Source organism: Trichormus sp. NMC-1 (assembly GCF_001858025.1).
Lineage (GTDB): Bacteria > Cyanobacteriota > Cyanobacteriia > Cyanobacteriales > Nostocaceae > Anabaena.
Window position 1 is genome coordinate 485,086 of sequence record NZ_LZQD01000003.1, and the last position, 26,597, is coordinate 511,682.

Annotated in this window: 23 protein-coding genes; 12 read left to right on the plus strand and 11 right to left on the minus strand. The window is 37.8% G+C overall.

The features are described from left to right. Window positions 1–279 precede the first annotated feature (279 nt). Window positions 280–1,488 carry an RNA-guided endonuclease TnpB family protein gene (locus tag A9Y75_RS13445; protein ID WP_071190053.1) on the minus strand — a complete coding sequence of 403 codons (1,209 nt, stop codon included), beginning with the start codon at window positions 1,486–1,488 and terminating at the stop codon, window positions 280–282. A 984-nt stretch (window positions 1,489–2,472) separates the two neighbouring features. Between A9Y75_RS13445 and rimO the strand changes: the two genes are divergently transcribed. Both rimO and A9Y75_RS13455 read left to right on the plus strand, forming a co-directional pair. Then, window positions 2,473–3,801 (plus strand): 30S ribosomal protein S12 methylthiotransferase RimO, encoded by a 1,329-nt coding sequence (gene rimO / locus A9Y75_RS13450; protein WP_071190054.1) that lies wholly within the window; start codon window positions 2,473–2,475, stop codon window positions 3,799–3,801. Between the two features lie 119 nt (window positions 3,802–3,920). After that, window positions 3,921–5,471: a DEAD/DEAH box helicase gene (locus A9Y75_RS13455; protein WP_071190055.1), complete on the plus strand. Its 1,551-nt coding sequence runs from the start codon at window positions 3,921–3,923 to the stop codon at window positions 5,469–5,471. A 100-nt stretch (window positions 5,472–5,571) separates the two neighbouring features. Here the strand turns inward: A9Y75_RS13455 and A9Y75_RS13460 are convergent, their stop codons facing one another. Next, the gene (locus tag A9Y75_RS13460; RefSeq protein WP_071190056.1) at window positions 5,572–6,507 is read right to left on the minus strand and encodes an aldo/keto reductase; all 936 of its coding nucleotides are present in this window, start codon (window positions 6,505–6,507) and stop codon (window positions 5,572–5,574) included. Window positions 6,508–6,800: 293 nt separating this feature from the next. Here A9Y75_RS13460 and A9Y75_RS13465 point away from each other — a divergent pair, with 293 nt between their 5' ends. From A9Y75_RS13465 to A9Y75_RS13475, 3 genes are all read left to right on the plus strand, one after another. Then, window positions 6,801–8,234 carry a BCD family MFS transporter gene (locus tag A9Y75_RS13465; protein WP_071190057.1) on the plus strand — a complete coding sequence of 478 codons (1,434 nt, stop codon included), beginning with the start codon at window positions 6,801–6,803 and terminating at the stop codon, window positions 8,232–8,234. Between the two features lie 507 nt (window positions 8,235–8,741). Further along, complete coding sequence (locus A9Y75_RS13470) at window positions 8,742–9,548, plus strand: inositol monophosphatase family protein (RefSeq protein WP_071190058.1); 807 nt, start codon at window positions 8,742–8,744, stop codon at window positions 9,546–9,548. Between the two features lie 28 nt (window positions 9,549–9,576). Then, window positions 9,577–10,533 carry an alcohol dehydrogenase catalytic domain-containing protein gene (locus A9Y75_RS13475; protein ID WP_071190059.1) on the plus strand — a complete coding sequence of 319 codons (957 nt, stop codon included), beginning with the start codon at window positions 9,577–9,579 and terminating at the stop codon, window positions 10,531–10,533. A gap of 6 nt (window positions 10,534–10,539) precedes the next feature. On the opposite strand, the gene A9Y75_RS13480 is transcribed toward A9Y75_RS13475, so the two are convergent. The 9 genes from A9Y75_RS13480 to A9Y75_RS28495 all read right to left on the minus strand — a co-directional run bounded on the left by A9Y75_RS13480 (window position 10,540) and on the right by A9Y75_RS28495 (window position 18,251). Then, window positions 10,540–11,094: a protoglobin domain-containing protein gene (locus tag A9Y75_RS13480; protein ID WP_071190060.1), complete on the minus strand. Its 555-nt coding sequence runs from the start codon at window positions 11,092–11,094 to the stop codon at window positions 10,540–10,542. A gap of 528 nt (window positions 11,095–11,622) precedes the next feature. Next, window positions 11,623–11,892, minus strand: coding sequence for a hypothetical protein (locus tag A9Y75_RS29615; RefSeq protein WP_071190061.1), 270 nt, complete (start codon window positions 11,890–11,892; stop codon window positions 11,623–11,625). A gap of 241 nt (window positions 11,893–12,133) precedes the next feature. Further along, on the minus strand, window positions 12,134–13,312 hold the full coding sequence (locus tag A9Y75_RS13490) for an acyltransferase (RefSeq protein WP_071190062.1): 1,179 nt from the start codon (window positions 13,310–13,312) through the stop codon (window positions 12,134–12,136). Between the two features lie 180 nt (window positions 13,313–13,492). Further along, the gene (locus A9Y75_RS13495) at window positions 13,493–14,209 is read right to left on the minus strand and encodes an acyltransferase (protein ID WP_071190146.1); all 717 of its coding nucleotides are present in this window, start codon (window positions 14,207–14,209) and stop codon (window positions 13,493–13,495) included. 627 nt (window positions 14,210–14,836) lie between these two features. Continuing rightward, the gene (locus A9Y75_RS30180; protein WP_269086297.1) at window positions 14,837–14,968 is read right to left on the minus strand and encodes a hypothetical protein; all 132 of its coding nucleotides are present in this window, start codon (window positions 14,966–14,968) and stop codon (window positions 14,837–14,839) included. Window positions 14,969–15,207: 239 nt separating this feature from the next. Beyond that, on the minus strand, window positions 15,208–16,242 hold the full coding sequence (chlG, locus tag A9Y75_RS13500; RefSeq protein ID WP_071190063.1) for a chlorophyll synthase ChlG: 1,035 nt from the start codon (window positions 16,240–16,242) through the stop codon (window positions 15,208–15,210). Between the two features lie 92 nt (window positions 16,243–16,334). Further along, window positions 16,335–17,453 (minus strand): ArsA family ATPase, encoded by a 1,119-nt coding sequence (locus tag A9Y75_RS13505; protein WP_071190064.1) that lies wholly within the window; start codon window positions 17,451–17,453, stop codon window positions 16,335–16,337. Window positions 17,454–17,539: 86 nt separating this feature from the next. Next, complete coding sequence (locus tag A9Y75_RS13510; protein WP_071190065.1) at window positions 17,540–17,731, minus strand: DUF2862 domain-containing protein; 192 nt, start codon at window positions 17,729–17,731, stop codon at window positions 17,540–17,542. 367 nt (window positions 17,732–18,098) lie between these two features. Next, window positions 18,099–18,251 carry a hypothetical protein gene (locus tag A9Y75_RS28495; RefSeq protein WP_177176179.1) on the minus strand — a complete coding sequence of 51 codons (153 nt, stop codon included), beginning with the start codon at window positions 18,249–18,251 and terminating at the stop codon, window positions 18,099–18,101. A 201-nt stretch (window positions 18,252–18,452) separates the two neighbouring features. Between A9Y75_RS28495 and A9Y75_RS13520 the strand changes: the two genes are divergently transcribed. The 7 genes from A9Y75_RS13520 to A9Y75_RS13550 all read left to right on the plus strand — a co-directional run bounded on the left by A9Y75_RS13520 (window position 18,453) and on the right by A9Y75_RS13550 (window position 26,570). Continuing rightward, on the plus strand, window positions 18,453–20,312 hold the full coding sequence (locus A9Y75_RS13520) for a glycosyltransferase (protein WP_071190067.1): 1,860 nt from the start codon (window positions 18,453–18,455) through the stop codon (window positions 20,310–20,312). Between the two features lie 13 nt (window positions 20,313–20,325). Next, a complete protein-coding gene (gene glf, locus A9Y75_RS13525) occupies window positions 20,326–21,435 on the plus strand; it encodes a UDP-galactopyranose mutase (RefSeq protein WP_071190068.1) in 1,110 nt (369 codons plus the stop codon). Window positions 21,436–21,465: 30 nt separating this feature from the next. After that, window positions 21,466–22,371, plus strand: a complete 906-nt coding sequence (locus tag A9Y75_RS13530) for a class I SAM-dependent methyltransferase (protein ID WP_071190069.1) — start codon at window positions 21,466–21,468, stop codon at window positions 22,369–22,371. 3 nt (window positions 22,372–22,374) lie between these two features. Then, entirely contained in the window at window positions 22,375–23,685 is a 1,311-nt protein-coding gene (locus tag A9Y75_RS13535) for a glycosyltransferase family 2 protein (protein WP_071190070.1), read from the plus strand. A 36-nt stretch (window positions 23,686–23,721) separates the two neighbouring features. After that, a complete protein-coding gene (locus A9Y75_RS13540) occupies window positions 23,722–24,720 on the plus strand; it encodes a glycosyltransferase family 2 protein (RefSeq protein ID WP_071190071.1) in 999 nt (332 codons plus the stop codon). 275 nt (window positions 24,721–24,995) lie between these two features. Then, complete coding sequence (locus tag A9Y75_RS13545) at window positions 24,996–25,802, plus strand: ABC transporter permease (protein WP_071190072.1); 807 nt, start codon at window positions 24,996–24,998, stop codon at window positions 25,800–25,802. Further along, window positions 25,803–26,570, plus strand: coding sequence for an ABC transporter ATP-binding protein (locus A9Y75_RS13550; RefSeq protein ID WP_071190073.1), 768 nt, complete (start codon window positions 25,803–25,805; stop codon window positions 26,568–26,570). Window positions 26,571–26,597: the final 27 nt, after the last annotated feature.

Here is a 26,597-nt window from a genome sequence, read left to right on the forward strand (position 1 = left end):
CAAGAATAATTGGGTACATAGCATTACTTTACGTATAATTTTTATGAGTTTATTATACGTACAATAATACGTTCTGACGCACCTTCTCCTTTTCCAGACTTCTACAAAAAGTCTATTAAATTTTAACCCCTTGTCATTGGGATGCTTACAGCTTGCATATTTTTTGACACTCCCCGGTCTAAAGAAACGGGGATTCTACATTCACCGTCAAAACTTGCTCAACCAGGTTTACACCCTTACGGGTGATGCCTCCGGCACGCTGGCGCGAACGCCAGTCGCTCATGGGGGAAACCCCCAAGACCGCGCTGGCTCACCAAGCAGAGTAGTGGTTTCAACTCCTGTAGCGTTAATTTGGGGATGCCCTCCCCTATTTTTTGCTAGATTAAGAATATTTATTGCCGCGTTTGTATCTCTATGAAGATGCCATCCACAAGCACATTTATGGGTACGAGTTGATAGAGATTTTTTGACAATCACGCCGCAATCAGAACATTTCTGTGAAGTGTAATGTGGTGCTACAGCTATAGCAACTTTGTCAAATTTCACAGCAAAATACTCTATCCATTGCCTAAACAAATACCAACTAGCGTCACTAATTGATTTTGCTAAACAATGATTTTTTACCATATTTGAAACACGTAAATCTTCATAGGCTACTAAGTCGTTAGACTTGCATACGTTACGCGCTAGTTTCTTAGCGTGTTCAATCCGTTGCCTACTTACTTTTAAGTGTTTTTTGGCGTAAAGTTTTCTAGCCTTTCTTCTACCGCTAGAAACTTTTGCTTTTTTGTAAATCCGTCTTTGAGAATGCTTGATTGATTTTTCAGCCTTTCTCAAAAACTGAGGATTAGGTTCTTGATGCCCATTTGAATCTGTGTAAAACGACTCAATCCCCACATCTAGCCCAATTTCTTCATCTGTTTTTGGTTGAATATCTACAACATCAATACCAACACAAAACTGTGCATAATATCCATCTGCACGCCGGATTAAACGCACTCTTTTAATATCTTTAAGTTCGTAGAATTGAATATCCCATTTACCTAATAACTTGAGTTCACCAATACCTTTCTTGTCAGTAAAAGTAATACGTCGCTTGGTTTTGTGTAATTTCCATCCTGATGTTTTATATTCAACAGAACGACAATCTTTTTGAAACTGTGGAAACCCCCTTTTACCAGATTTTTTAGATTTACAATGGTCACTGAGCTTTGTCGAAGTGTTGTCGTAAAACCTTGATATAGCAGACCAACCCCGTTCTGCTGCTGATTGTACTGCCATTGAGTTTAACTCGGCCGCAAAAGGAAAACATGAGCGTAGTTCTGTTGAATACTTATTCAGGGCAAACTTATCAATTTTTAGCTCGCGTGGTGCATCCATCCAATATCTAATCGCTTTATTGCGAATGAATTGGGTAGTACGAATTGCATCGTCTATGGCGTTGTATTGATGTTGTTTACCTTTAACTTTGTATTCTAGGACTAGCATTGATTTAACTTTGAACAATCAACTTGATTTGGTTTCGACAATCGTTAATTATACAACATATACAAAATGTCAATGCAGGATAAATCCTGCTTTTAGCCTTCATCCCTTGTCTCAAGCACAGGTGTGTCCTCCTGAGTCGGACGCACCTTCAAGGGTTTTCGGCATTTTCCTTATAACTTTAGGCTTCACTTAAGTAATCTGGCGTAAATATTCGTCGTTGGGATCAGGCAGGGGGCTGCGCTTGCTGGGGGCAGAGGGAAAGAGGGTTTTAGCCTAGTTCATATTTCTTTACTTAGTTTGGTTTTTTTTGCGCCAATCTACTTAACTCTTTACTTTTCATTTAAAATCATTTAAAAGCTCCTATCATCAACTTTTTGAATTTTGGAGGCGCAAGCCATACTGTGAGGCTAATTTGAATTTTTAGTTCTATTGCCTCCTTCTGAAGGTGGAAATTACCGTTCAACCTTCCATAAGATATGTTAAGATAGAACCTGGCTACAAGAGGAGTTTGCCACTCACAACACGCAAGGCAGCTTCCCGTGGTTTAGGCATCTTGTCCGCGCATCGTCGTAGACCAAGCCTGAAGTATAGGGTAGCATTACTGCTTGATAGGCGTAGTCGCAATTGCGATTTCCCTGAGGGTAGCGACTTCTCAAAACCAGCCCTTTGGGCGGCTTCCCGACGGGTAAATTAACAACGCACACGCTCAGGTAGTTTAAAATACCATTAGGCGAATCGTTAAACAATACTACGAGTGTCATAAGTAAATAAAGACACTTTAATTTATCCTGGGAAACAGATTAATAAAAATATCATAGCATGACCTTTATATCCATAATTGATTAGGGTCATACGCCCACAGACAGCCAATAGCAGTGGAAATCTGTCACTGCTGCGTCCTTAATACAGGTGCGGGGAAAAAAACGCCTAGATAGTGCTTGAATGTTTGAGTAATGAGAAAAAAAACCGAGATTTTTTCAAAATATGGGTGATAAGCCAACAATTGCCATTTCTCACCTGGGCTGCGAGAAAAATAGAATTGATACAGAACATATGTTAGGACTGCTTGTAGAAGCAGGCTACGGTGTAGATACAAATGAAGAATTAGCTGATTATGTAATCGTCAATACCTGTAGTTTTATTGAAGCCGCCAGAGAAGAATCGGTCAGAACTTTAGTCGAATTAGCAGAAGCGAATAAAAAAGTCGTTATTACTGGTTGCATGGCGCAACACTTTCAAGAACAATTATTGGAAGAATTGCCAGAAGCAGTAGCCGTAGTTGGCACAGGCGATTATCACAAAATTGTCAATGTCATAGAGCGGGTAGAACAAGGGGAACGGGTTAAACTAATTAGCGCCGAACCAACCTACATAGCCGATGAAACGACACCGCGCTACCGGACGACAACAGAAGGAGTAGCTTACCTGCGAGTTGCTGAAGGATGCGATTATCGTTGTGCATTTTGTATTATTCCTTATCTCAGAGGGAACCAGCGATCGCGTACTATTGAATCTATAGTCGCCGAAGCCAAGCAATTGGCCAATCAAGGGGTAAAAGAAATTATTCTGATTTCCCAAATCACTACAAATTATGGTTTGGATATTTACGGAAAGCCAAAGTTAGCGGAACTGCTCCGCGCTTTAGGGAAAGTAGATGTACCTTGGATCAGAATGCACTATGCCTATCCCACCGGACTCACCCCAGATGTGATAGCGGCGATTCAAGAAACACCCAATGTTCTGCCTTACTTAGATTTGCCCTTGCAACATTCTCATCCAGAAATTCTCCGCGCCATGAACCGTCCCTGGCAAGGACGGGTAAATGATGGAATTATTGATCGCATCAAAACAGCGTTACCATCGTCAGTGCTGCGAACAACCTTTATTGTTGGCTTTCCTGGAGAAACTCAAGAGCATTTTGAGCATTTGCTAGAGTTCACAGAACGACACGAATTTGATCATGTGGGTGTCTTCACCTTTTCGCCAGAAGAGGAAACCCCAGCTTACAGTCTACCCAATCAAGTTCCTTCAGAAGTGATGGAAGCGCGCCGTGACAGAATCATGGAACTCCAGCAACCGATTTCTCTCAAGAAAAATCAGCAGGAAGTAGGCAAAACTGTCGATGTCCTGATTGAGCAAGAAAACCCCGAAAGTGGAGAATTAATCGGCCGTTCCGGTAGATTTTCCCCTGAAGTCGATGGTCAAGTCTATATTAAAGGCGAGTCTAGGCTAGGAACCATCGTGCCAGTACAAATCCAAAGTGCCGATGCCTACGACCTATATGGTCAAATTGTCGCAGGGAATAGGGAATAGGGAATAGGGAATAATTTATTACTAATTACCCATGACCAATTACCAATTACCCAAAACCTAATTTACAAATAAGTATCGGCTTACAAGTCCAAAACTCACAATAAAATCTAGGAGAATTAATGAATCTTTCCTTTCAAGAACTAGGTATTTCCCAAGAACGTGTTGACAAACTAGAAAAAATTGGTTTTACCGAACCTACTAACATTCAAGCCCAAGCAATTCCTCAACTGTTAGCGGGTCGTGATGTCGTCGGTCAATCTCAAACAGGAACCGGCAAAACAGCAGCCTTTTCGCTGCCGATTTTAGAACAGCTAGATGTTAGCAAAAAAGCCGTACAAGCTTTGGTGTTAACTCCTACTCGTGAATTAGCAATGCAAGTTCACGATGCCATTTCCCAATTTATGGGTGATGATGGATTGCGAGTATTGGCAATTTACGGTGGTCAATCAATTGACCGCCAAATGATGCAACTCAAACGTGGAGTTCACATGGTTGTCGGTACTCCTGGACGGGTAATCGACTTGTTAGACAGAGGCTGTTTAAAGCTCGACCAAGTGAAGTGGTTTGTCTTGGATGAAGCTGATGAAATGTTGAGCATGGGCTTTATTGATGATGTGATCAAAATTCTTTCCCAAGCTCCCAAAGAACGGCAAACAGCTTTATTTTCGGCGACTATGCCGCCATCGATTCGTCAATTGGTCAACAAGTTTTTGAACTCTCCGGCAACAGTCACCGTTGAGCAACCAAAAGCTGCACCCAACAAAATCAATCAAGTAGCTTACCTGATCCCCCGTCATTGGACAAAAGCTAAAGCTTTACAGCCAATTCTGGAAATGGAAGATCCAGAAACAGCTTTAATCTTTGTTCGCACCAGACGCACAGCCGCAGAATTGACTAATCAATTACAAGCTGCTGGTCACAGTGTTGATGAATATCATGGTGATTTGTCTCAACAAGCACGGGAAAGATTGTTGATCCGTTTCCGCAATCGTCAAGTCCGCTGGGTAGTAGCTACTGACATCGCGGCACGGGGATTAGACGTTGATTTGCTTTCTCATGTAATCAACTTTGATTTACCCGATAGCGTCGAAACCTACGTTCACCGCATTGGTCGGACTGGTCGTGCAGGTAAAGAAGGAACAGCAATTTCCTTGGTACAATCCTTTGAACGGCGCAAGCAACAAGCATTTGAACGTCATAACCGCCAACAGTGGCAAGTGCTGACGATTCCGACAAGAGCGCAAATTGAAGCCAGACACATCAAGAAATTGCAAGAGCAGGTGGCAGACGCTTTAACAGGTGAACGCCTAGCTTCATTTTTACCAATCATCAGTGAATTGATTGAAAAATATGATGCTCAAGCGATCGCAGCAGCTGCTTTACAAATTGCTTACGATCAAACCCGTCCCGCTTGGCTGCAAACAGAGGTGGATCTTCCCGTAGAGGAAGGCCCAGCCCCCAAACCCAAGCTCAACAAGCGTCGTGATGGTGGTGATTCCTCAGAGCGCAATTCTGGAGGCAATCGCAACCGTTCATCTTGGTCTAAATCAGACAACAACGGTGATGATGATAGACGTGGCAGTGTTAAGCCCAAATTACGCACAGGCCGCAGTGAATCTTCACCTACCCCTAACAATCGCAAGTTAGGCTCACCCACAGGCAGAGAATAGACCGATTAGTTCAATTTTGGATTTTAGATTTTGGATTAAAAATATAGGAATTGATGATTTTTCCTCATCTAAAATCGCCAATCTAAAATCTAAAATTGTCTCAAGGGCGGGTAATTTTTTGTAGCTCGCCAAATTCATCATCAGTCATTTTCCAACCCAAAGCGCCAACATTCTGTTTTACTTGTTCGGCGTTTTTAACTCCAGCAATGGGAATAACGTTCCCCTGAGCAATTAACCAGTTAAGGGCTACTTGAGCGGGGGTGCAACCATATTTTTCACCAATTTTCCGTAATAAAGATAAAACTGGGGCAATTTTATCTAAACCAGCTTGACTAAATTGCGGGTCTATGCTTCTTGCACCTGTGGGCTTGTAGGCGGTGGTATATTTGCCTGTTAGCAGTCCTTGAGCTAAGGGACTGTAAGCTAAGATTGTTACACCTAACTCACGGGCAGTTGGCAAAATACCGTTAGTTTCGATTTGTCGGGTTAGCAAAGAATAACGGACTTGGTTAACGGCTAAGGGTACACCCCTTGCAGCTAATATTTTATGTGCTTCTTGCATTTGTGATGCCGAATAATTACTGACACCTACTGCACCGATTCTGCCCCGCGCCACTTCATCTGCGAGGGTATTCATCAGAGTTTCTTGACTTAAAAAGAAAGCGAAAGGCCAATGAACTTGGTATAATTCAATTCTCTCAACTTGGAGACGTTGGAGACTGGCGGTTAAAGCCTCAGATACAGATTTACCATCCCAACGCCAAGGTAAAGGTCCAAATTTAGTCGCAATTTGCACTTTTTGGGAAGTTTGTTTGATGAACTTTCCTAACAACTGTTCTGAAAGTCCTAAACCGTAAACTTCCGCAGTATCAAAAAAAGTCACACCAGCATCTAAAGCTGCGGTAAAAGCTGCTTGCAACTGTTCTTCCCCGTATCCGTCGCCATAATTCCAAAATAGTTTATCACCCCAAGCCCATGTACCGATACAAAGAGGGGGAACAGCTAGACCATTTTTTCCTAATGTGATGCTTTCCATTTTGCTAAAATTATATTTACATTTCTTTACTTTCCTAGTCTAGCGTTATCAAAGTTAGTAGTTTGGGCTTTAGCCGCATACAATCAAATTTCCAGAATAATTGTAGCTTGCTTCCCGAAGGGTACGCAGATAAACGCAGATAAACGCAGATAAACGCAGATAAAGACGGATAAATTAATGGATTTTATGATTCTGTACAGCCTCACATAAAATGGGTATTAGCTTCAAGATGTTCTAGCTGAAGATTTTGATTAAAAGAGATAATATCTGGTAAACAATAGAAAAAAGCAGCTATGGCAATTGGTGATACTTATAATAACCAAAATCAATCTCTAGCTCTCCCAAAGGTCAACATTTTGACCATGTTCCGGCTAGGATTGTTTCAAATGGGGTTGAGTATGATGTCTATCTTGACTCTGGGGGTACTTAACCGAGTCATGATTCAGGAAATCGCAATTCCGGCTACATTGGTGGCTTTGGTGTTAGCATTACCTTCATTTGTAGCACCAACGCGGATTTTGTTTGGGCAAATGTCCGATTCTAAACCGTTGTTAGGTTATCATCGCACAGCTTATGTATGGGTGGGAGCAGGAATATTTGCGATCGCTGCTTTTTTAGCGGTACAAGTAATGTGGCAGTTAAATGCTGCTAATATTGGTGATAAGTGGACATGGACTACCCAAACAATCGGTTGGACAGCGGTTCTAGGTTTAGTTTTCGCAGTTTATGGACTGGCTATTTGTGCTAGTGGTACAGCATTTGCAGCTTTATTAGTTGATATCTCCGAAGAAGACAACCGTTCTCAAGTTGTCGGTATTGTTTGGTCAATGTTAATGGTAGGGATTATAGTTGGGGCAATTATTAGCTCTAGCTTATTGCAGCAATTAACTACAGACGCACCCATAGAAACTTTACAAGCGGCAATTAATAGACTATTTCTGATTGTTCCCGGAATAGTTTTTTGTTTAGCAATTATCGCAACTATAGGTGTTGAAAAAAAATATTCTCGTTTCTTTAATCGTTCCAATATGGGAAACCGGGAAGATAGTATTACTTTAAGTGGTGCTTGGAAAATCTTAACAGCTAGTCCACAAACAGGCTTGTTTTTCACCTTTTTATTGGTGATGACTATTAGCTTGTTTATGCAAGATCCCATTTTAGAACCTTATGCGGGGCAAGTCTTTAATATGCCCTTAGCGGAAAGTACCAAACTCAATGTTTTTTATGGAACAGGCATCCTAATTTCCTATGGTATCACAGGTTTTTTCATTGTCCCTCGTTTGGGTAAACGGAAAACTATCAAACTAGGTTGTATTTTAGTAGCATTTGCCGCTTTATTACTTGGTTTTTCAGGATTTTCTGCTAATCCATCTGTGCTGAAATCAACTTTAGTTTTATTTGGTTTAGCTACTGGTTTTGTCACCACCGCAGCAGTGAGTTTAATGCTAGATTTAACAATTGCCGAAGCCGCAGGTACATTTATTGGCGCTTGGGGACTTGCTCAATCTATATCTAGAGGAATCGCAACTGTAATTGGTGGTACTGTTTTAGATGTGGGGCGCAGATTGTTACCAGATAACTTAGTATTAGCTTATGGGTTGGTATTTGCGTTAGAAGCTGCGGGAATGTTGGTATCAATTTGGTTTTTGAATCGTGTTAATGTGACAGAGTTTCAAACCAATACTAAACAAGCTTTAGCTTCTGTTTTAGAAAGTGATTTAGATTAATTCGTAATAATGCCTCCGGCAGGCTACCGCCAACGTAATTCGTAATTCGTAATTACTAACTGTTCCCTATTCCCTATTCCCTATTCCCTGTTCCCTATTCCCTATTCCCTATTCCCTGTTCCCTATTCCCTATTCCCTATTCCCTGTTCCCTATTCCCTATTCCCTATTCCCTGTTCCCTATTCCCTATTCCCTATTCCCTGTTCCCTATTCCCTATTCCCTATTCCCTGTTCCCTATTCCCTATTCCCTATTCCCTGTTCCCTATTCCCTATTCCCTATTCCCTGTTCCCTATTCCCTATTCCCTATTCCCTGTTCCCTATTCCCTATTCCCTATTCCCTGTTCCCTATTCCCTATTCCCTATTCCCTGTTCCCTATTCCCTATTCCCTATTCCCTGTTCCCTATTCCCTATTCCCTATTCCCTGTTCCCTATTCCCTATTCCCTATTCCCTGTTCCCTGTTCCCTGTTCCCTGTTCCCTGTTCCCTGTTCCCTAACTAATAACAAATGAACGATTTTTGGAATACGATTTTAGAATTTGCTGAAACCACCACTACCAGAGTGGGAAAACAATTAATGCAGGATTTTGGCAAAGTCCAAGCTTCACAAAAAGCTGATGGTAGTTTAGTAACACAATCAGATAAATGGGCAGATCAAGAAATTAGAGATGCCATTGTGTCTACTTTTTCAGGTTACGGCATTTTGAGCGAAGAAAGTGATCAAACTTTTCCTGATACAGAATGGTGTTGGGTAATCGATCCTTTGGATGGTACAACCAACTTTACCAGAGGAATTCCTATTTGGTCGATTTCTCTAGGTTTGCTTTATCGAGGAACGCCCATTTTTGGCTATGTTTACGCGCCACCATTAAATCAAGCCTTTCACGGATTTTGGGCGGGTTCATCAGGCTTAACAACGCCAACAGGAGCATTTTTAAATAATCATCCTATTCATACAAGTAGTGATACTCCGAGCAAAAATCACTTTTTTAACCTTTGTTCCCGCAGTACAGGAATAATTCAACCTGGTTTTCCCTGTAAACTGCGAATGTTAGGGGTTGCTAGTTATAACTTTCTCACAGTTGCGACTGGTGCGGTTTTGGGAGGAATTGAAGCTACACCGAAGGTTTGGGATATCGCAGGTGCTTGGGTAATTGTTCAAGCTGCTGGTGGTACGTGGGTATCTCTGAATTCTGAGTCTTTTCCATTATCGCCGGGAACAGATTATAGCGATCGCTCTTTTCCCACAATGGTTGTTAGTAATTCAGATTTAGTGACCGTATTTACACCCTTTCTAGAAAGTGTAAAATTTTGATAACTAACAACTGACAACTAACAAAATTATGAAAGGACTGTGGTTAGAAAATAACCAATTACAATTACGCACCGATATTCCTATTCCTGAACCACCAGAAGGAGAGGCTTTGGTGCGGGTTTTGCGTGCGGGAATTTGTAATACTGATTTGGAATTAATTAAAGGTTATTATCCCTATACTGGCATTATCGGCCATGAGTTTGTTGGTGTTGTCGAAAAAGGTGCAGATAATTTAATTAATCAAAGAGTAGTCGGTGAAATAAACGCTGCTTGCGGTTATTGTCGCTTTTGTCGTCGGGGACAACCAACTCATTGCGAAAATCGGACAGTTTTAGGTATTGTTAATCGTAATGGTGCTTTTGCAGAATATCTATCTTTACCTATTGAAAATTTGCATCTTGTCCCCGAAAATGTTTCTACAGAAGCTGCAACTTTTACTGAACCTATAGCCGCAGCTTTGGAAATTCAAGAACAAGTGCAAATATGTCAAGATGACCGAGTTTTAGTAGTTGGTGATGGTAAATTGGGACAATTAATAGCTCAAACTTTAGCTTTAACTGGTTGTGAGTTATTAGTAGTAGGACGACATGAAGATAAATTAGTCAATTTAGCAGCGAGAGGAATTAAAACTGGTTTAGCTGATAGCGTCACTGATAGATATTTTGATATCTCTGTTGATTGTACAGGAAATCCCGAAGGATTCTCTACTGCACGTCGGGCTTTACGTCCTCGTGGTACATTAATCTTGAAAAGCACATATTCGGGAAATCTCAGTTTAGATGCGTCTTCTTTAGTGGTAGATGAAATTACCCTAATTGGTTCTCGTTGTGGTCCTTTTGTTCCAGCATTGGATTTATTAGCTACAGGAAAGGTAGATGTACAATCTTTAATTCATGCTCATTATCCCCTTTCTCAAGGTTTAGAGGCTTTTGAAAAGGCAAAAACTAAAGGTGTTTTAAAGGTGTTATTAGAAATGAGTCATTAACATTTATTACATGGATGCTGCACCAGTTGTAATTAGACGTTTAAACAAAGCAGCTGACCAACCAGTTTCTTTGAGGATAGCAGATGTAGAAACTTCTACATAGGACTGCTCAATAAAAGCTAAATCAATCATGCAAATTCTACCTAAAGCCTCTTGTAGTTCCTCTGATTTACCTTCGATTTTTAGCTTTTTACCCACTTCATGAACTACAGTGGCCATAGCTGGAACTATATGCTGAGGACCAATACCCACTTTGACATGAACTACCCCAATTTGCCAACGACGTTGAGAATAGCCAGCACCCCAATCATCAATTCCTGTAAACATTTCATGAAACCAGAGAATGAAGGTTTCCCGGAGACGGTGAATTCGTCCCTCAGATTGATTTAAAATAGCATTCATTTCTGCATCACGTCCTAGATAACCATAGAAATAATCTGCCATTTCTGACGCAATCTCTAGTCCCCAATCTGCATTTGACTTCAGAATAAATTTATCTTCTGGGGTGAAACCAAACCGATTTTCCAGCTTGGTCATAAAAGCGAGAGTATCCATAGTCATAAGTCATCCCTATTTTTTACATAAATTCAAGGTTAAGACTGACTGTGTGCGCTGATAAACCTTAGCAATAACCTCGATAGTTAACGCTAAAATTGGCTTTTCAGAAGCAAATTCAATCTTCCTTGAATTTAGTAGTAAAAGTTGAGGAACTTGTGAGGATGGAAATATTTGCTACAGCTACTTGTCACTAAGCTAGGCATAATCAAGGACTTATTTATTTAAGTTTCTTTAATTATGTAACTTATTACCTGTCCTTTTCCCATTTCGCTACCGCTAAGATTACTCGCGCTGTTTATTTATCCGCTTCCATTCGTACTGTAATATTTTATTTTTAAATCTCCCAGTCTTCTAAAACTGTCTAAATCGGGATTTAAGAATTTTCTGTAACCCTTAGATTTTAAACATGACAAGTCTCGACGCGAGAGAAGAGACTAATCAAACATAAAATAACCCTTACCCACATAAAGGTTTAGCAATGCTAAACCCTTACAAATAATCCACAACAAAGAGAAAGCCCATAGGTGATAATTAATGTGATTGATAATCTTTACAACCAATTGCTTCTTCTGTATTTGCAATGTATGGATTTACCGTACATTTAAGACGATAATTATTAGTAAAAAATTGGCAATTATGACAGGGTATTTTGTGCATTTTTTGAGCCGTTTGAACAGTCTCTTTTGTCGCTGTCCATAAATTTAAAAACACCAAAATAATCATAGTCCAAGCTATGAAAAAGCAAATCGGGATTAATAATGGTTGTATCCCCTGAATTAGGAAAGATATAAAATTTAACACGGCATTTGCGAATACAAGTGAGGAGTTAGGAATTAATATAACTCCTAACTCCTCATTGATCTCTTCTAACTAAAGATATATTACAGGGAATTTTTAGGTGAATGTGAGAAAAAGTTTCCTTACCCCTCTGGGAGGTTAAACTCCAGCATGACCTAATGCAATACCTGTTACTAGCATTCCCAGTAGCAAGAACGGTTGGGCGCTGGCTTGATATTTAACATGATTATGTCTAAGGTTTTTGTCAATTAACCGCATCTGTCGCTTTTCGCTTCTTTAAGAAACTAGACATAAATGGCCGCTCAAAGAATAAGTAAAAGTAATAAGCGATAATCAGTGACATTACCGTACCTAATAAATAAGATCCTGCTGCAAACATATCTGGGGAAATTGGCAGGTAAAACAGGAAGTAACGTACCAAAACTAATACAGGGCCATGAATTAGATATAGACTATAGGAAAATGTACCAAGTGCGATCGCTAAAGGGTGTTGTAATATCCGTAGCACTAAGGATGGCTGTTTGCCCTCAATTATCGACTTGGTTATGGAGATAAATAAACAAGCGAATGCAAGACCTGCGAAACTTTGATTAATCCATATATGCAATCCTAGTCGTCGCCATTCGGTTATAAAAGCAATACAAGTAAAGATAATAGCCAACCAACCCCAAGGTAAAGAATTTCTGATAGCGACTAGCTTGGGTTTTTGAGAAAATCCAATATCTGCTGCTGCCATTCCTAAACAGAATATACCTAAGAACCAAGGATTAGCTGATTCAAATAATCCATTCAACAAAAATACAGGTGTTAAACCAATTAAAAAGGCAATAATGACAACCACCAATAATCCAAACCGTCGCCATATAGGTAGGAACAATAGCGGAAACAAAAAGTATGTTTGCCATTCTGTTGCTACAGTCCACATAGGTGGGTTAATGGTCAGATATGAGCTACCGTCGAGATTATGAATTATTAGCAGGTGAAGCAAGAAATCAACAAAAGAGAATTTAGGTGAAAATGAGCCGAGTCCTGCTACTTCATTCCATTGAAAACTGGTGAATTTCTCGAAAATAAAGACAACTGCTGCTAGTAGGAGACAGATAAATAAAACCATGTAGTACGGGGGTAGAATTCGCCGCGCCCGCCTCTTAATATAATTTATGAAACCTCCTGATAACTGACCATTTTCAGAACGCGCTACTGGTAGCATCAAAACATAACCAGAAAGGACAATAAAACTTATGACACTAAAAGCACCATATTTCATAGCTCTAACAAAAAGTGACCAAGATTCAGGCAATTGATTCCCGATTGCTGGTTCAACATGAACAAGTACAACATACAGAGATGCTAATCCCCTTAGTCCATCCAAATAAGGGAGATGAAGTCTCTTATTAGTAGATATTTCGGTTATTTGAGTCATTGAATTAATTTCTTACTATGTTTTAGATGGTAGATACCCAGATTTCTTATTAGGAGTAGAATTCCTGTTTACTTAAAAAGTATCTATTCTCTTATCTCCTTTTACAAATCAATTGCAGATGATGTTAACCAATGGTCAGCTGTAGGTGGATAAAATGACCCAAGCGAGGTTTCTAAGAACTTAATTTGAAGATGACAGAGGTAATTTTGTAGACTTGAGAAGTTCTTTACCATCACGGCTTTTAATTACTCGTGCAGGTATGCCCACAGCTACTGAGAATGGGGGAATATCTTTAGTAACAACAGCACCAGCACCAATCACACTACCTCTACCGATGGTGACACCATCTAATACTTTCACTCCATCTCCTAGCCAACAGTCATCCTCAATCACGATTCCCTTCCGAGTAATACCTTGGTATTTGATTGGCTTCGTCAGATCTGTAAAGTTGTGATTATTGGCGTATATCCCAGTATGGGCTGCAATTAAACAGTGCTTGCCAATTGTAATGTTTCCAGGGCCAGCAATACAAACGCTAGGGCCAATAAAAGTATCTTGACCAATATGGATACAAGTGTTATCTAGCGCCCCTATGACAACATTATGCTCAAGGATCACTCCATTTTCTAGATGAATTATATTGTTTTCGTGTCCTTTTCCATCTATACGAACACCTTTAAAAATATACACTCCCTTGCCAATTTCAATAGCATCAGTACTTATAAATTCAACGCCATCTTGAATATAAACTGAGCCACCTATCCGAGAAAAAATAGTGCGATATAGCAAATTACGTAATTTTACTCCCCCAAAAATTGTGGGAATATCGCCTAAAAAAGTAGTTAACAAAAGTTGTTTAAACCGCGTTAATTTGGAAAAATGTTTCAAATTATTCATGGCTTTATTATTCCTAGATAAATTGTGAATTTGGAGATTTGCAAAATCGTAAACTGCCAGGGTAAATACATCCTGTATCTGAGTCTTGCTGTGTACCATATATATTCCTATATCTGCATTTTAATATGGCAGATTAATGGAAAAATAAGGTGGCTAATATGAAGTTTTTCAAATGTTTGAAAAACCCAAGGCAAGTTTTTAAAGCTAGAAGCTATTAAATACAGGTATTATTTAATTGTTAGACATAGCTATACAAGAAATGCTGTATTTATTTACCAGCGAATTCAGCAATTACAGCAGTTTGCAACCGTCTGAATTCTGCTGTATTATTTTTTATATGTACTACTTGGAAATTAGAGTCAATACTTTTTTCAATTCGGAACTGATGAATACTGAACCTTAATGCTTTAACGCAACATCAAATTCTTAACTCTTGCTGCATATAAGTTAGCAATTTGACAAGCTATTATAATTCAGATATTCAGTTACTAAATATCAAAATATTGATTTCAATCCAATTACATCTGTTTAAGCTATGCCAAAGTAGGTGTGAAATCTCCTCACTACCATCAAGATGTAATTGTTGAATTACTCATTCAATTTCCCAGCAAGTACAAGCACATAAAATTAGGGGGGAGTGTCTCCAACTTCCGCCATCACATTGAAGTTAATCATCGGAGCGAACAAATAAATACTACCCCGATTACTATAACGGCTTCTTTGCAGCCAATTTTTAGAATCTGCCGCTGTTGTAATCATGATATGCCAATATGATTTACTTATTTATGGACTAAAGTGTAAAACGCCTTGATAGTGACATAAATAATGTTCTTCCACCATCCTAAAAGAGACTTAGGCTATTAATGTAAAGTAAAAGTAAATTTTCAAGATAAATTATGAAGATTTAAAAATAAACATAGTTTGATATTTGGTAACTTCTTAACTACACTGCCAATGCAGGGGTAAATGAAGCGGTGCGTTAGGAACGCACCAGATGGTTAAACGCCGGCGTGACCTAATGCAATACCTGTTACCAGCATTCCCAATACCAAGAACGGTTGGGCGCTGGCTTGATATTTGACATCATTGGCTATGGGGTCACGGAGAAAATACATATCTTGGAAAGTGATTTGGGGGATGATTAATAATACGAGAATTGCTGCATATAAATTCTCATGAATACTCACCAAATAACCTGCAACCAAACCTTGAAATAAGTCAATCATGACTACACAAATCAAAGCCGCAGTTTGCACACCAAACATGACTGGTAGTGATTGTAATCCTAATTGGCGATCGCCTTCCACACTCTTAAAATCATTGACAATGGCAATACCTAAACCTGCCAAACTGTAGAACAGAGTCAGAACCACAATTTTCCAATTCAATTCTCCAAATAAAGCATGGCCAGCCCACCAAGGTAAAGCAATATAACTTGCACCCAAAGCATAGTTTCCTAACCAACCATTTTGTTTTAATTTCAATGGTGGTGCAGAATAGATATAGGCGATGAAAGTACCAAAAACAGACAACAGCAAAACATTAGGAATTGGATGACCTGCCCATAAATCTAAAGTATAAGCTACGCCATATCCTAGTAACAGTAAAACAATGATTTGGCTAATTACTTGCTTTTCAGAAATTGCCCCAGAAGGTATGGGACGGTAAGGTTCATTAATAGCGTCAATTTCCCGGTCATAATAATCATTGATGGTTTGGGTATAACCTGTCAACAAGGGACCAGAAAGTAACATACAAAGGGCAGACTTCAAGACATTTTCTAAAGTCCATGTATAGTTACCAGAAGAAGCCGCACCGCAGACTACACCCCAAATTAGGGGAATCCAGGTAATCGGTTTCATCAATTGCAAGCGAATTTTCCAAATAGAAGTTTCCCCAGCACTTGCACCTTTCATTCCCAGCAATTGCCGAGTTTTCGCATTGCGGTCTTCTGTGATTGTTACTTCTTTATTTGTAGATTCTACAACCTCATTTGGCTGAGGATTTGGGTTAATGGGAGTTGATTCAGACATAAGGTGTAATGGGTGATCAATAGCTTTGACTGGTCAGCAGTCAGCTAATAAGTTACAGGTTAGAAGTAAAAAATGTAGGAAAAAAGAGAAAACTAGCTGATAGCTTCTTCCTCAAACGAAATTATCAAATAACTATTTTGAAACTTGGCTCCAGTAATGGGTTTACCACTTAAAGCTGGGGGAAGGAAGATATTACGCCTTTGATCTCCGGCTTCTACCGTGACCTCTGGACCCTGTTGAGTGAGCTTGACTTGTTTTTTGTCAAAAACCGGTAAAAATAAGCGCAACTGGCGATTATGTACGTCAATTTCAATTGCTTGGTTAGCTTGTAATGCTTGCTCAACAAAATTAGGTAAAGCATCTATGAGCGGTTGCCATTCACCATTGGAGACATCAGGAACTATGGTCACAGGTAGAGGTGCAAATTCCTCGGATAAATTGATATTTTCTTCCCCAGCAACCAAGATTGCTCCACCAATAGTTAAACCAATTTGTTGGGCGCTTCCCCACAGATAGCGGGAATTTGCTACATCAATGGGGTCTGGAGTTGTCACCAAAAAAGCGGCGACACGCTGGGGATTAGCTAAAGCAGCTTTACCTCGTTCGAGAAAATTATTAATTTGGTTAGTGGGTTGGGGAGAGTCATCAGTAGTCCAATTAACATTAAAAAGACTGCTGATTAAGGGTTGAAAAAAGGGAGATTCTGTAATTGTTTTCCCTAAATCGGAGTTAACAAATAATTGCCGGAATCGCCTGACATACCAACTTAAAGATTCTGGTATTCCCAACATCCGCAAGGTGGAAGCGTCGCCTGTACCATCGTAGATAATCGCGTCATATTGTCCACTAGCATCATATTCACGAATAGCATTGAGAAAAAGAGCGCTGTCCATGCCTGGTAATGCTACCAGTTCTTGCCCATAAACATCTTTAACAATAGGTGTGCGGAGGTATTGAGCCTCCAATTTTTTCACTTCTTCCCAGTTGCGTTCTAGCAGTACAGATGCTTGAAACTGTACTGCTTGGAGATTGGGAGAGATTTCCTGGGGATCTGGAGTCAGAGAAGTATTGAGGAGAATTGGCAATGTTGGATCTGCTAGTCCTGCTAGGAGTACCCGTTTACCTTGTGTTGCCAATAACTTGGCTGCGGCGATCGCTATCTTACTACGAGCGATGCCGTTTTTGCCTAAAAATGTCAGTATCAAGGCCATTACTCGATTTCCAATTACTGCCTATCTTTTCAATTACAACTTAGCACTCAACCAATCCTCTTCGCCTCTGCTGTAAGTTGTTTCAACTAGGCTGGTTTGATTTCATCTTCAAAAAACCAGGTGGCTGAGTTGTCATCAAACTTCACCACCACACCAATACCAGCACCATCGGTGACTTTATAACCTTCGATCATGCCGACTTTTCCTAGTTTTTGAGCGATAGTAGAGGATACGCGATCGCGCAAACGAATCACCTTAACTTTCTGTCCGATTTCCATGTCTAGTTACAATGCAATAAACCAAGTCTCAGTGTAGCGGAATCTGGCGCTCAGTTATCACAGAGATTCAGGGGGGGATAGATAACTAATGACAAATATCCTCAAAGTTTAAATTTAAGTCAAAAAGCAGCACAGTAGGAGGCTGATAAGTCAAAATGACGGCGTTGGTAAAATGAAAAGAGCGATCGCTGATCAAAGACGGCTCGTTTTTAGGAAATATCAGCCATTTTGACACCTAGAGAACATCAAAGGTAATGCAATTTACTTTCTTCACAATGAAGTTACTTTTTAGTATTGCTACTCAGTAACATGGCATCGTTACGAGGAAAATAGAGGTATCAGTTTACATCTAGCAGCACAAAGAAAATCAAGAATCAAAAACGACATCAGATTCATCAATTTTTACGGTTAAATAGTTAGCCAGTACATCTAGAGATAAATCAATAGATAACTCTAGTGTAAAAAAAATCATCAACCATTTGATAAAAGCTATTTTTTTCAAGTAAATTAGCTGCTTCATGGAAACAATAAAAACAAAATCATACATCCATATTGCATAAAATATAACCTGGACTGTCTCAGCAAAAAGTAATATCACTACAGACTTCATGGTTTTTAATTAAGTGTTTATTCTGTTGGCATTTCAACTGATGGTTTGGCATAACAGTTACTGAAGAGGATTTTTAGGCAATATAAAATAAAGGTTGAGTACAAACAAAATATGGTTAACCAACTAGAATTACCAACTATCCATCACATTACTCACAAAGAAATATGTAATCATATTCAAAATATTATTTATCCTAAAACTGATATCTGTACAGTTGAAGAACTATTTTTTAGAAGTAATTCTCAAGTTTTATTTAACTATGAAAATAAGATATTAGAGCTAAATATAGGCGGCATCGTTAGTTTTGATACCTATTTTAATGCTTTTTCTGTGGATACTTGGAAAGAATATACCAAGGTTAGAAGTATAGGTGCTGCGTTCAAATTAAAAGGATCATTCAAAATCAATATTTACAATATAGACAAATTAGGTGAAACTAAAACTGTATTATTACAGAAGATAATCAATAACAAAATACTGGAAGAAATAACTGTTTTAGACAACTTCGATATATCCACCTATACAGGAATGATCTACCTGGAAATCGAAGCATTAGAAAATCTATGTCAAATTGGCACAGGGTATTTTTATACTTTAACAGCGCCTGATACCAATGTCAAAATTGCAGTTGTCATCTGTACTTATAAAAGGGAGAATTATGTTTATAAAAACATGAAGTTATTAGAAAATAATTTATTAGAACAGCGTGGTAATGAGGATAAATTAGAAGTATTTATTATTGACAATGGCAATACTTTAGAGAAATTTGATAGTAATATAATTCATTTAATACCTAATAAAAATGCCGGTGGTAGCGGCGGTTTTGCTAGAGGAATGCTGGAAGTTTTACAGCAGCAACATAAATTTTCACATATTATCCTTATGGACGATGATGTTCTCTTCGAGCCAGAAATATTGGAGAGAACATGGAGTTTTTTGAGCGTAATTAATCAGAAAGATATCTGTCTTGGTAGTAGTATGTTGAGATTAGATAAAAAATACATACAGAATGAAAAAGGAGCTTATTGGAATAAAGATAAAGGTTTTATTCCTGTCAAATATAATATAGATTTGAGAAAATTAAAAGATACTTTATTCAATGAAATAGATGAATACATTGATTATAGTGGGTGGTGGTTTTTCTGCTTTCCAGTTAATGCTATCAAAGATTACGGTTTACCGTATCCTTTCTTTATTAAAATGGATGATGTTGAATTTTGCAAAAGAATCAAACACAAAATTATTATTTTGAATGGTATATGTGTTTGGCATGAACCATTTGAGCATAAACATAATCCATCTATAGAATACTATTTTTTCAGAAATAGTATGATTTTTAATAGCCTGTACTTTGAAAAAGATTTTAGTACTACTAAAGCAATTAAATGGTTTTTAAAACCATTGCTAAAAGAACTATTTTGTTATAGATATGAAACTGCTGAAAGTATTCTCAAAGCAACTCTTGACTTTCTCAAAGGGCCTGATGCTCTAGTTGCTAACCAACCAGAAGATAAGCATAAAGAAGTTTCTCAGGTTACGGAAAAAACAGCTAAAAATTCAGAGTTACCATTTGTATACAGTAAATATCTAGCTAGTAAAGAAAAAAGTGAAAACAAGTTACATCGAATTTTCAGGCTTCTAACTTTTAATGGACATCTTTTACCAAATTGGTTCTTCTTTCAAGACGACACATTTAGCGATAAGGGATATAGTATTGTTCCAGCTTCTAATAATAGACCTTTAAATGCTTTTCGAGCTAAAAAAGTTTTGTATTACAATTTGCCAACTCAAGAAGGATTTGTAGTCAAATTTTCCCGAATTAGGTTCTTTCAAGTTTTGATATCTGCTTTATGGTTAGCCTTGGTGATGCTAATCAAATTACCAAAACTAAAAAAGTTATATATCACCTCACTACCTGAGTTTACCAGTCAAGCTTTCTGGGAAAAATACCTACAAATAGAACCAAAATAACCAAAATAAAAACATGGAAAATAGAATGTTTGACTTTCTGATTGTTGGTGCTGGTTTTGCCGGTTGCACCCTAGCAAATTGTATAGCTACGCACCTAGATCGCAAAGTTTTAGTCATTGATACCCGCAATCATATTGGTGGTAATGCTTTCGACTTCTATGACAATGCTGGAGTATTGATTCATAAATATGGAGCGCACATTTTCCATAGTAATAGCAAAAAAATCATTGATTACCTTTCACAGTTTACTCAATGGCGAGTTTATCAGCATGAAGTCTTAGCTAAAGTTGATGGTGACTTATATCCAATTCCTATCAACCTTAATACTATTAACAAACTGTATGGACTAAATCTTAATAGCCAACAAATTGAAGATTTTTATGAGCAAGTTAGAGAAAGATATGACCGAATTGAAAACTCAGAACAAGCTGTAGTTGGCAAAGTAGGAACTGATTTATACGAGAAATTCTTTAAAAATTACACTTATAAACAGTGGAACCTTTGGCCGCATGAACTAGATGCTTCAGTTTGCGCTCGTATTCCTGTAAGAACAAATAGAGATAACCGCTATTTTGGTGATAAATATCAACTTATGCCGCTACATGGTTATACTCGGATGTTTGAAAAAATGTTGGCTCATCCCAATATTAAAATTATGCTAAATACCAGTTTTCAGGAAGTAGAAAAATGGCTAAAATTTGACCATTTAATTTATACTGGACCAATCGATCAATTTTTTGATTATAAATTAGGTAAACTTCCATATCGCTCATTGCGCTTCGAGTTTGAAACTCATGATGTTGAATATTTTCAACCAGTTGCTGTTGTCAACTATCCTAACGATTATGATTTTACACGGATAGTTGAATCTAAACATATTACTGGACAAAAACATCCAAAAACTACTATCTACTACGAATACCCACAAGCGGAAGGAGACCCTTATTACCCTGTGCCGCGTCCAGAGAATCGTGAGTTATTCCAGCAGTACAAAAATGAAGCAGATAAACTAAAAACAGTAACATTTGTAGGTAGATTAGCACAATATCAATATTACAACATGGATCAGGTTATTGCTGCGGCTCTCACAGTGTTTGAAAACAGAATTAGTCAAATTTATTAGTTTACTAATAATCATTAGAGGAGAAATACTTTGTTTTATACATCATTTACACAAATAATACCAAAATCTCTACGTGCTTTTCTACGTGATCGAGATACAGCTTTTCAAAAATTAATCATTTCTTATGAGAATTTGAAGCTAGAACATGAAAATTTAAAACTTTTTTATCACAACTTTGAGTCAGAAAATCAAAATTTATCTTCTGAAAATAAAAACAAAAATATTCCAAATGTCATGAATCAAAAGACATTAGAATATGATTTACAGAAGGGTAGAATTGTCATAGAATCAATCTTATCTTCTTCACTAGAAGAATTAAAAAATAGAGATTTTTTGTTAGAAAAAATAAAAGCTTATGGTTGTCCATACCAGGGTTGGAGCCTTTATTCTCCTTATCAACAGTATATCAATGCTTCTGATTATGGGTCACTCCAAATTCCCACAGAGTTAGTAGATTTTTTAATTTATTGTATTCAGAAAAAACCACAATCATTTCTAGAAATTGGTGTGATGTATGGTGGCTTTTCTGTTCTTTGCTGTGCTGTTTTATCTAAATTCAACCAAAATTTTAGATATATCTGCGTAGATATAGAAGATAACTTTAGAGATTGGGATTATTTTTCATCTATTTTACCGCTAAAAAAAGCCATTCCTGCTACATCTGCTGATTTTATAGGCTCAGAATTTGATGTTGTTTATATTGATGCTGATCATTCATATCATGGCATGAAAAGGGATTTTTTAAATGTAGGTCGTTATGGAAAAATTTGCGCTTTTCATGATATTAATGCAGCCGAATATGACCACTTAGAGGGTGGAACTAGAAGATGTTGGAATGAACTTAAATTATCATACTGTCAATCAGCTTCAATATTGGAAATTAGTCATATTGCTGAAGAGTGGATGGGTATTGGTATTATCGATTTTAATAAATAATTTATGAAGATTGCCAAAGTCGCAGCTATTATTGTCACTTGGAACAAAATTAAAGATGTTTGTTTGCTAATTGAAGACACTAATAAACTAGATTTGAATGGGATATGTCTAGATATTTTTGTTGTTGATAATGCTTCATCTGATGGGACACAAGCTTATATTGAAGAACAGTATCCCCAAGTCAAGGTTCTGCAAACAGGTGAAAATATAGGTGGTTCTGGCGGATTTTCTCATGGAATGAAGTTTTTAAGTAAACTCAATCATGACTACATTTGGCTACTAGATAATGATGTGCGATTAGATCATCAAGCTTTGCTTCCTTTAGTAGAAACTTTACAAAACTATTCTGAAGTAGGCTTGGTAGGTTCTCAAATTAGAAAACTTGAACAACCGGAGATTATTCAAGAAATAGGCAGTCATCTTCACCCACAAAAAGCACATTTAAAAACTTACTTGGGTAACTCTCCTATTCTATCTACAGAAAAAATATTGGCAGATAAACCTTATTTGGATGTAGATATTTGTGCTGCGGCATCATTATTATTTAGACGTGAATTAATTCAGCAAATAGGAGTATTTGAAAACTACTTTTTGCACTTCGATGATGTTGAATGGTGTTTAAGAGCAAAGCAAGCCGGTTGGGTTGTTGCTGCTCATCCAGCATCTATTGTTTGGCATTGTTCTCCTGATTTTAAACATCGTCCTTGGATTAGTTATTATGATGAGCGTAATTTGTGCTATTGCTGGCAAAAATATCAACCACAACTTTTATTAAAGCGTCTACGATTACTTTTCCCAAAGTTAATTTATTATTCATTAACTGCACGTTTTTTTTTGGTAGAAATTTATTTGTGGGGTTTGGAAGATTTTCTCCAGGGAGTTAAAGGCAAAATAGCAGATGATCTTCCATATCAAGAATATACTCTACCTGAAATTATTACTGAGAATTCAAAAGTATTAGTGCCATCTAATATTTATTACCAAAATTCTCAAATTAAGGCTTGGAAGGAATTAGAATTAAATAAAAAAATAACTCTTTGGTATCCACCCAAAAAGTTATTACATCAGATTTATATCTGGATCATATCTTCTTTTTTTAAGCCTGTAGATTTAGCAATAATTAGCTGTTATCAACCGGAAATATTTTACTTGAATTTAGCAAAGAAAGTTTATTTTTGTACTGATTCAGGTTACGTACAAGTAAATATCAGTTTAATGAATTTGCTGCTCAACAGTCTGCAAGTATTTTATCGGTTGGTGAAAATATATTGGCAGATGAGCATTTTAGTAAATAAATCAGTAGGTGCAAGATAACTTCTCTCATTAACAATATTGAAAACAATTGCAACTATGTCAAACACAAATGTATTGATATCTATAGTTATTTGTACGGCGGATCGCCCGGCTTCTCTACAAAAAACTATTCAATCTTTAAATCACATCAATTATAAGCATTTTGAAGTGATCGTTGTAGATTCTTCTACTAATAACAATACCTTAGAAATTCTAAATTTAATTAAAAAAGATTTGAATTTTAGCATCAAATTATTTATATCAAGTCATAAAAATCTTAGTATATCTCGAAATATAGGTATACAAAAATCTTCAGGAAAAATTATTGCTTTTATAGATGATGATGCGATTCCACCAACTGACTGGTTAGATAGATTAATCTCAACTTACTCTTTATATGGAGATCAATGTGCTGGTGTTGGTGGGACGGTGCGAGATATGACAACTTTGAATTATCCTCTGCAATATCATCAAGGCATTACGAATATTATTAGTAATACAATTCCGATTCGTTCTGGGGATGTTATCAACCATAACCAAGAGCAGGGTTTTTGGTACAATGCTTTGATGGGGACAAATTCATCTTACCGTAAAGAATTTCTGGAAAATATTAATGGCTATGATGAATTTTTTGAATATTTTTTAGATGAAACTGATGTTTGTTTGCGCTTGATTCAAGCAGGTTATGAAATTCACTACTGTGATACGGTTGTGGATCATTATCCTCAACCTAGTCATAATCGTTATGATCAAAAGCATCTTACTTGTTGGTATTCTCTAGCTAAAAATACTACGTACTTCGCCTTAAAACACGCTTATAAAAGACTTCCTATTGCGATTTTGCTCATACGTCTTAGTCTACTCCTGATTTATCGGTGTTTACTGAGAATCGTGCGTCTCAAATTTACTCATCATCTTGCTAATCAGATTTTATGGAAATATATCCAAGAAGCTATTGAGGGTATTCGTGTTGGTTGGACTGCTGGTATTGCTTGGCATCAAGGTAATCATCAGAATATTAGTAAAGTGCCTAGCTCTGGTCATATAGCTGATTGAGGCACAACTGACTTGAAAATAAGACCCCACCCCTAACCCCTCCCCGCAAGCGATGAGGGGAATAAGAAGTTTTTCATGTGTCCTGGTGTACGCAGTTCATGATGGCTACTTAGTAGCGGAAAGGGAGAAAGCGTAAATTCTAGCAGAAAAAGTGCGATCGCTCCACCCCCCGCAGGCATCGCTCGATATTGTTCCTGATAGTTTGGGTTAAATTAATGCTGAAATAGTATAAAATGCCGGAATAACTTGCCTATGGCCTGTGGTGGTGCTTGAGGATGACCATTTCTCTTAAAGAAAATTTAACTGGGTTACAAGTGCAGCGGTACTGGGAATTGCTGTACGTCTTAGTAGTACGAACTCTCAAAGTGCGTTATCGGGGTTCATTCCTGGGGGTTTATTGGTCACTCTTGAACCCACTAATTATGACAGGGCTTTACACTGCCATTTTTGGAGCTACTTTCGCGTCGTATTATGGTAACTCAATCCTCAACTATGTACTTGCAGCTTTTACAGGACTGGTAGTAATCAATTTTTTCTCAGCTTCCACATCCCAAGCTTTGGCAAGTGTAGTCGGTAATGGCGCATTATTAAATAAAATTCGTCTACCAGTCAGCGTTTTTCCTGTATCAATGATTGCAGCCAACGTATTTCAGTTTTCAGTAGGAGCATTGCCGTTACTGGCGTTGATGACCTTGATTAATTCTAAAAATCTAGTTAATGTCCTGGCGTTAGTATTTCCATTTTTAGCACTAATTTTAGTTTCTACAGGAATTGGGTTTTTAGTCAGTGCCTTGTATGTATTTTTTAGGGATTTACCTTACTTTTATGAGTTAGTTACCTTTGTGATTTGGATTAGTAGTCCTGTATTTTATCCAGCAGCTATTGTACCAAAGCAGGTACAGCCGTTCCTAAGTTTAAATCCCTTATCACCAATTATTGAAAGTCTGCGTCAAATTACATTGTCGGGTTCTCCACCAGATTTAGGTTTAATTTGGGGTGCATTACTTAGTGGCATAATTATTTTGTCCTTGGGATGGACTTGTTTTCATGTTTGGCGACATCAGTTTATGGATTTACTGTAAATGGAAGTAATTCGCCTGGATAATGTTTCGCTGTGGCGACGGACCCAAGAAGAGTTTTCTTATGACTTGAAGAAAACGCTACTTTCTATTTTAGAAGGAAAATATCGCCAGCCTGCAAAGAAATTAGTCCTAGATCACGTTGATTTAGTAGTTGAAAAGGGAGAGAAAATAGGTATAATAGGTGCGAACGGTTCTGGTAAATCCACGCTTTTAAAGATCATTTCTGGGATTCTTCAGCCTACTACCGGAACAGTAAGAGTACGTGGTCAAGTCGCACCTTTGATTGAACTAGGAGCAGGTTTTGACTCAGAAATTTCTGTCATGGACAACATTCTGCTTTATGGCGTACTGCTTGGTTTTTCTAGGGCTGAGATGAAAAAACGAGCGCGATCAATTTTGGAATTTGCAGAATTGGAGGATTATGCTTTAGTTCCAGTTAAGGGTTTATCTTCGGGTATGGTGGCACGGTTAGGGTTTTCTATTGCCACAGATGTGCAGCCGGATATTTTGATTTTGGATGAGGTTTTATCAGTGGGAGATGAGAGTTTTAAGAATAAATGTAAGCAAAGGATGGATAAGTTTTGGGACGATAATGCTACAGTTTTAGTTGTTTCTCATGATTTAGAATTTGTCAAGCAATCTTGTCATCGGGCAATTTGGATAAACAAGGGAAAAATAATATTTTCTGGTCATGCTGCCCAAACCGTTGATTATTATTTGAATGGTTTATACAACTACGAAAATAATCACATCTTAGAAAAAGATTAGATCAAATTTAAATTCAAATATAAAGGT

What these genes read in the sequence shown, in the direction of transcription:
- A9Y75_RS13445 (WP_071190053.1), bottom strand. Translation starts at nt 1,488, where the DNA reads ATGCTAGTCCTAGAATACAAAGTTAAAGGTAAACAACATCAATACAAC.
- rimO (WP_071190054.1), top strand. Translation starts at nt 2,473, where the DNA reads ATGGGTGATAAGCCAACAATTGCCATTTCTCACCTGGGCTGCGAGAAA.
- A9Y75_RS13455 (WP_071190055.1), top strand. Translation starts at nt 3,921, where the DNA reads ATGAATCTTTCCTTTCAAGAACTAGGTATTTCCCAAGAACGTGTTGAC.
- A9Y75_RS13460 (WP_071190056.1), bottom strand. Translation starts at nt 6,507, where the DNA reads ATGGAAAGCATCACATTAGGAAAAAATGGTCTAGCTGTTCCCCCTCTT.
- A9Y75_RS13465 (WP_071190057.1), top strand. Translation starts at nt 6,801, where the DNA reads ATGGCAATTGGTGATACTTATAATAACCAAAATCAATCTCTAGCTCTC.
- A9Y75_RS13470 (WP_071190058.1), top strand. Translation starts at nt 8,742, where the DNA reads ATGAACGATTTTTGGAATACGATTTTAGAATTTGCTGAAACCACCACT.
- A9Y75_RS13475 (WP_071190059.1), top strand. Translation starts at nt 9,577, where the DNA reads ATGAAAGGACTGTGGTTAGAAAATAACCAATTACAATTACGCACCGAT.
- A9Y75_RS13480 (WP_071190060.1), bottom strand. Translation starts at nt 11,094, where the DNA reads ATGACTATGGATACTCTCGCTTTTATGACCAAGCTGGAAAATCGGTTT.
- A9Y75_RS13490 (WP_071190062.1), bottom strand. Translation starts at nt 13,312, where the DNA reads ATGACTCAAATAACCGAAATATCTACTAATAAGAGACTTCATCTCCCT.
- A9Y75_RS13495 (WP_071190146.1), bottom strand. Translation starts at nt 14,209, where the DNA reads ATGAATAATTTGAAACATTTTTCCAAATTAACGCGGTTTAAACAACTT.
- A9Y75_RS30180 (WP_269086297.1), bottom strand. Translation starts at nt 14,968, where the DNA reads ATGATTACAACAGCGGCAGATTCTAAAAATTGGCTGCAAAGAAGCCGT.
- chlG (WP_071190063.1), bottom strand. Translation starts at nt 16,242, where the DNA reads ATGTCTGAATCAACTCCCATTAACCCAAATCCTCAGCCAAATGAGGTT.
- A9Y75_RS13505 (WP_071190064.1), bottom strand. Translation starts at nt 17,453, where the DNA reads ATGGCCTTGATACTGACATTTTTAGGCAAAAACGGCATCGCTCGTAGT.
- A9Y75_RS13510 (WP_071190065.1), bottom strand. Translation starts at nt 17,731, where the DNA reads ATGGAAATCGGACAGAAAGTTAAGGTGATTCGTTTGCGCGATCGCGTA.
- A9Y75_RS28495 (WP_177176179.1), bottom strand. Translation starts at nt 18,251, where the DNA reads ATGAAGCAGCTAATTTACTTGAAAAAAATAGCTTTTATCAAATGGTTG.
- A9Y75_RS13520 (WP_071190067.1), top strand. Translation starts at nt 18,453, where the DNA reads ATGGTTAACCAACTAGAATTACCAACTATCCATCACATTACTCACAAA.
- glf (WP_071190068.1), top strand. Translation starts at nt 20,326, where the DNA reads ATGGAAAATAGAATGTTTGACTTTCTGATTGTTGGTGCTGGTTTTGCC.
- A9Y75_RS13535 (WP_071190070.1), top strand. Translation starts at nt 22,375, where the DNA reads ATGAAGATTGCCAAAGTCGCAGCTATTATTGTCACTTGGAACAAAATT.
- A9Y75_RS13540 (WP_071190071.1), top strand. Translation starts at nt 23,722, where the DNA reads ATGTCAAACACAAATGTATTGATATCTATAGTTATTTGTACGGCGGAT.
- A9Y75_RS13545 (WP_071190072.1), top strand. Translation starts at nt 24,996, where the DNA reads ATGACCATTTCTCTTAAAGAAAATTTAACTGGGTTACAAGTGCAGCGG.
- A9Y75_RS13550 (WP_071190073.1), top strand. Translation starts at nt 25,803, where the DNA reads ATGGAAGTAATTCGCCTGGATAATGTTTCGCTGTGGCGACGGACCCAA.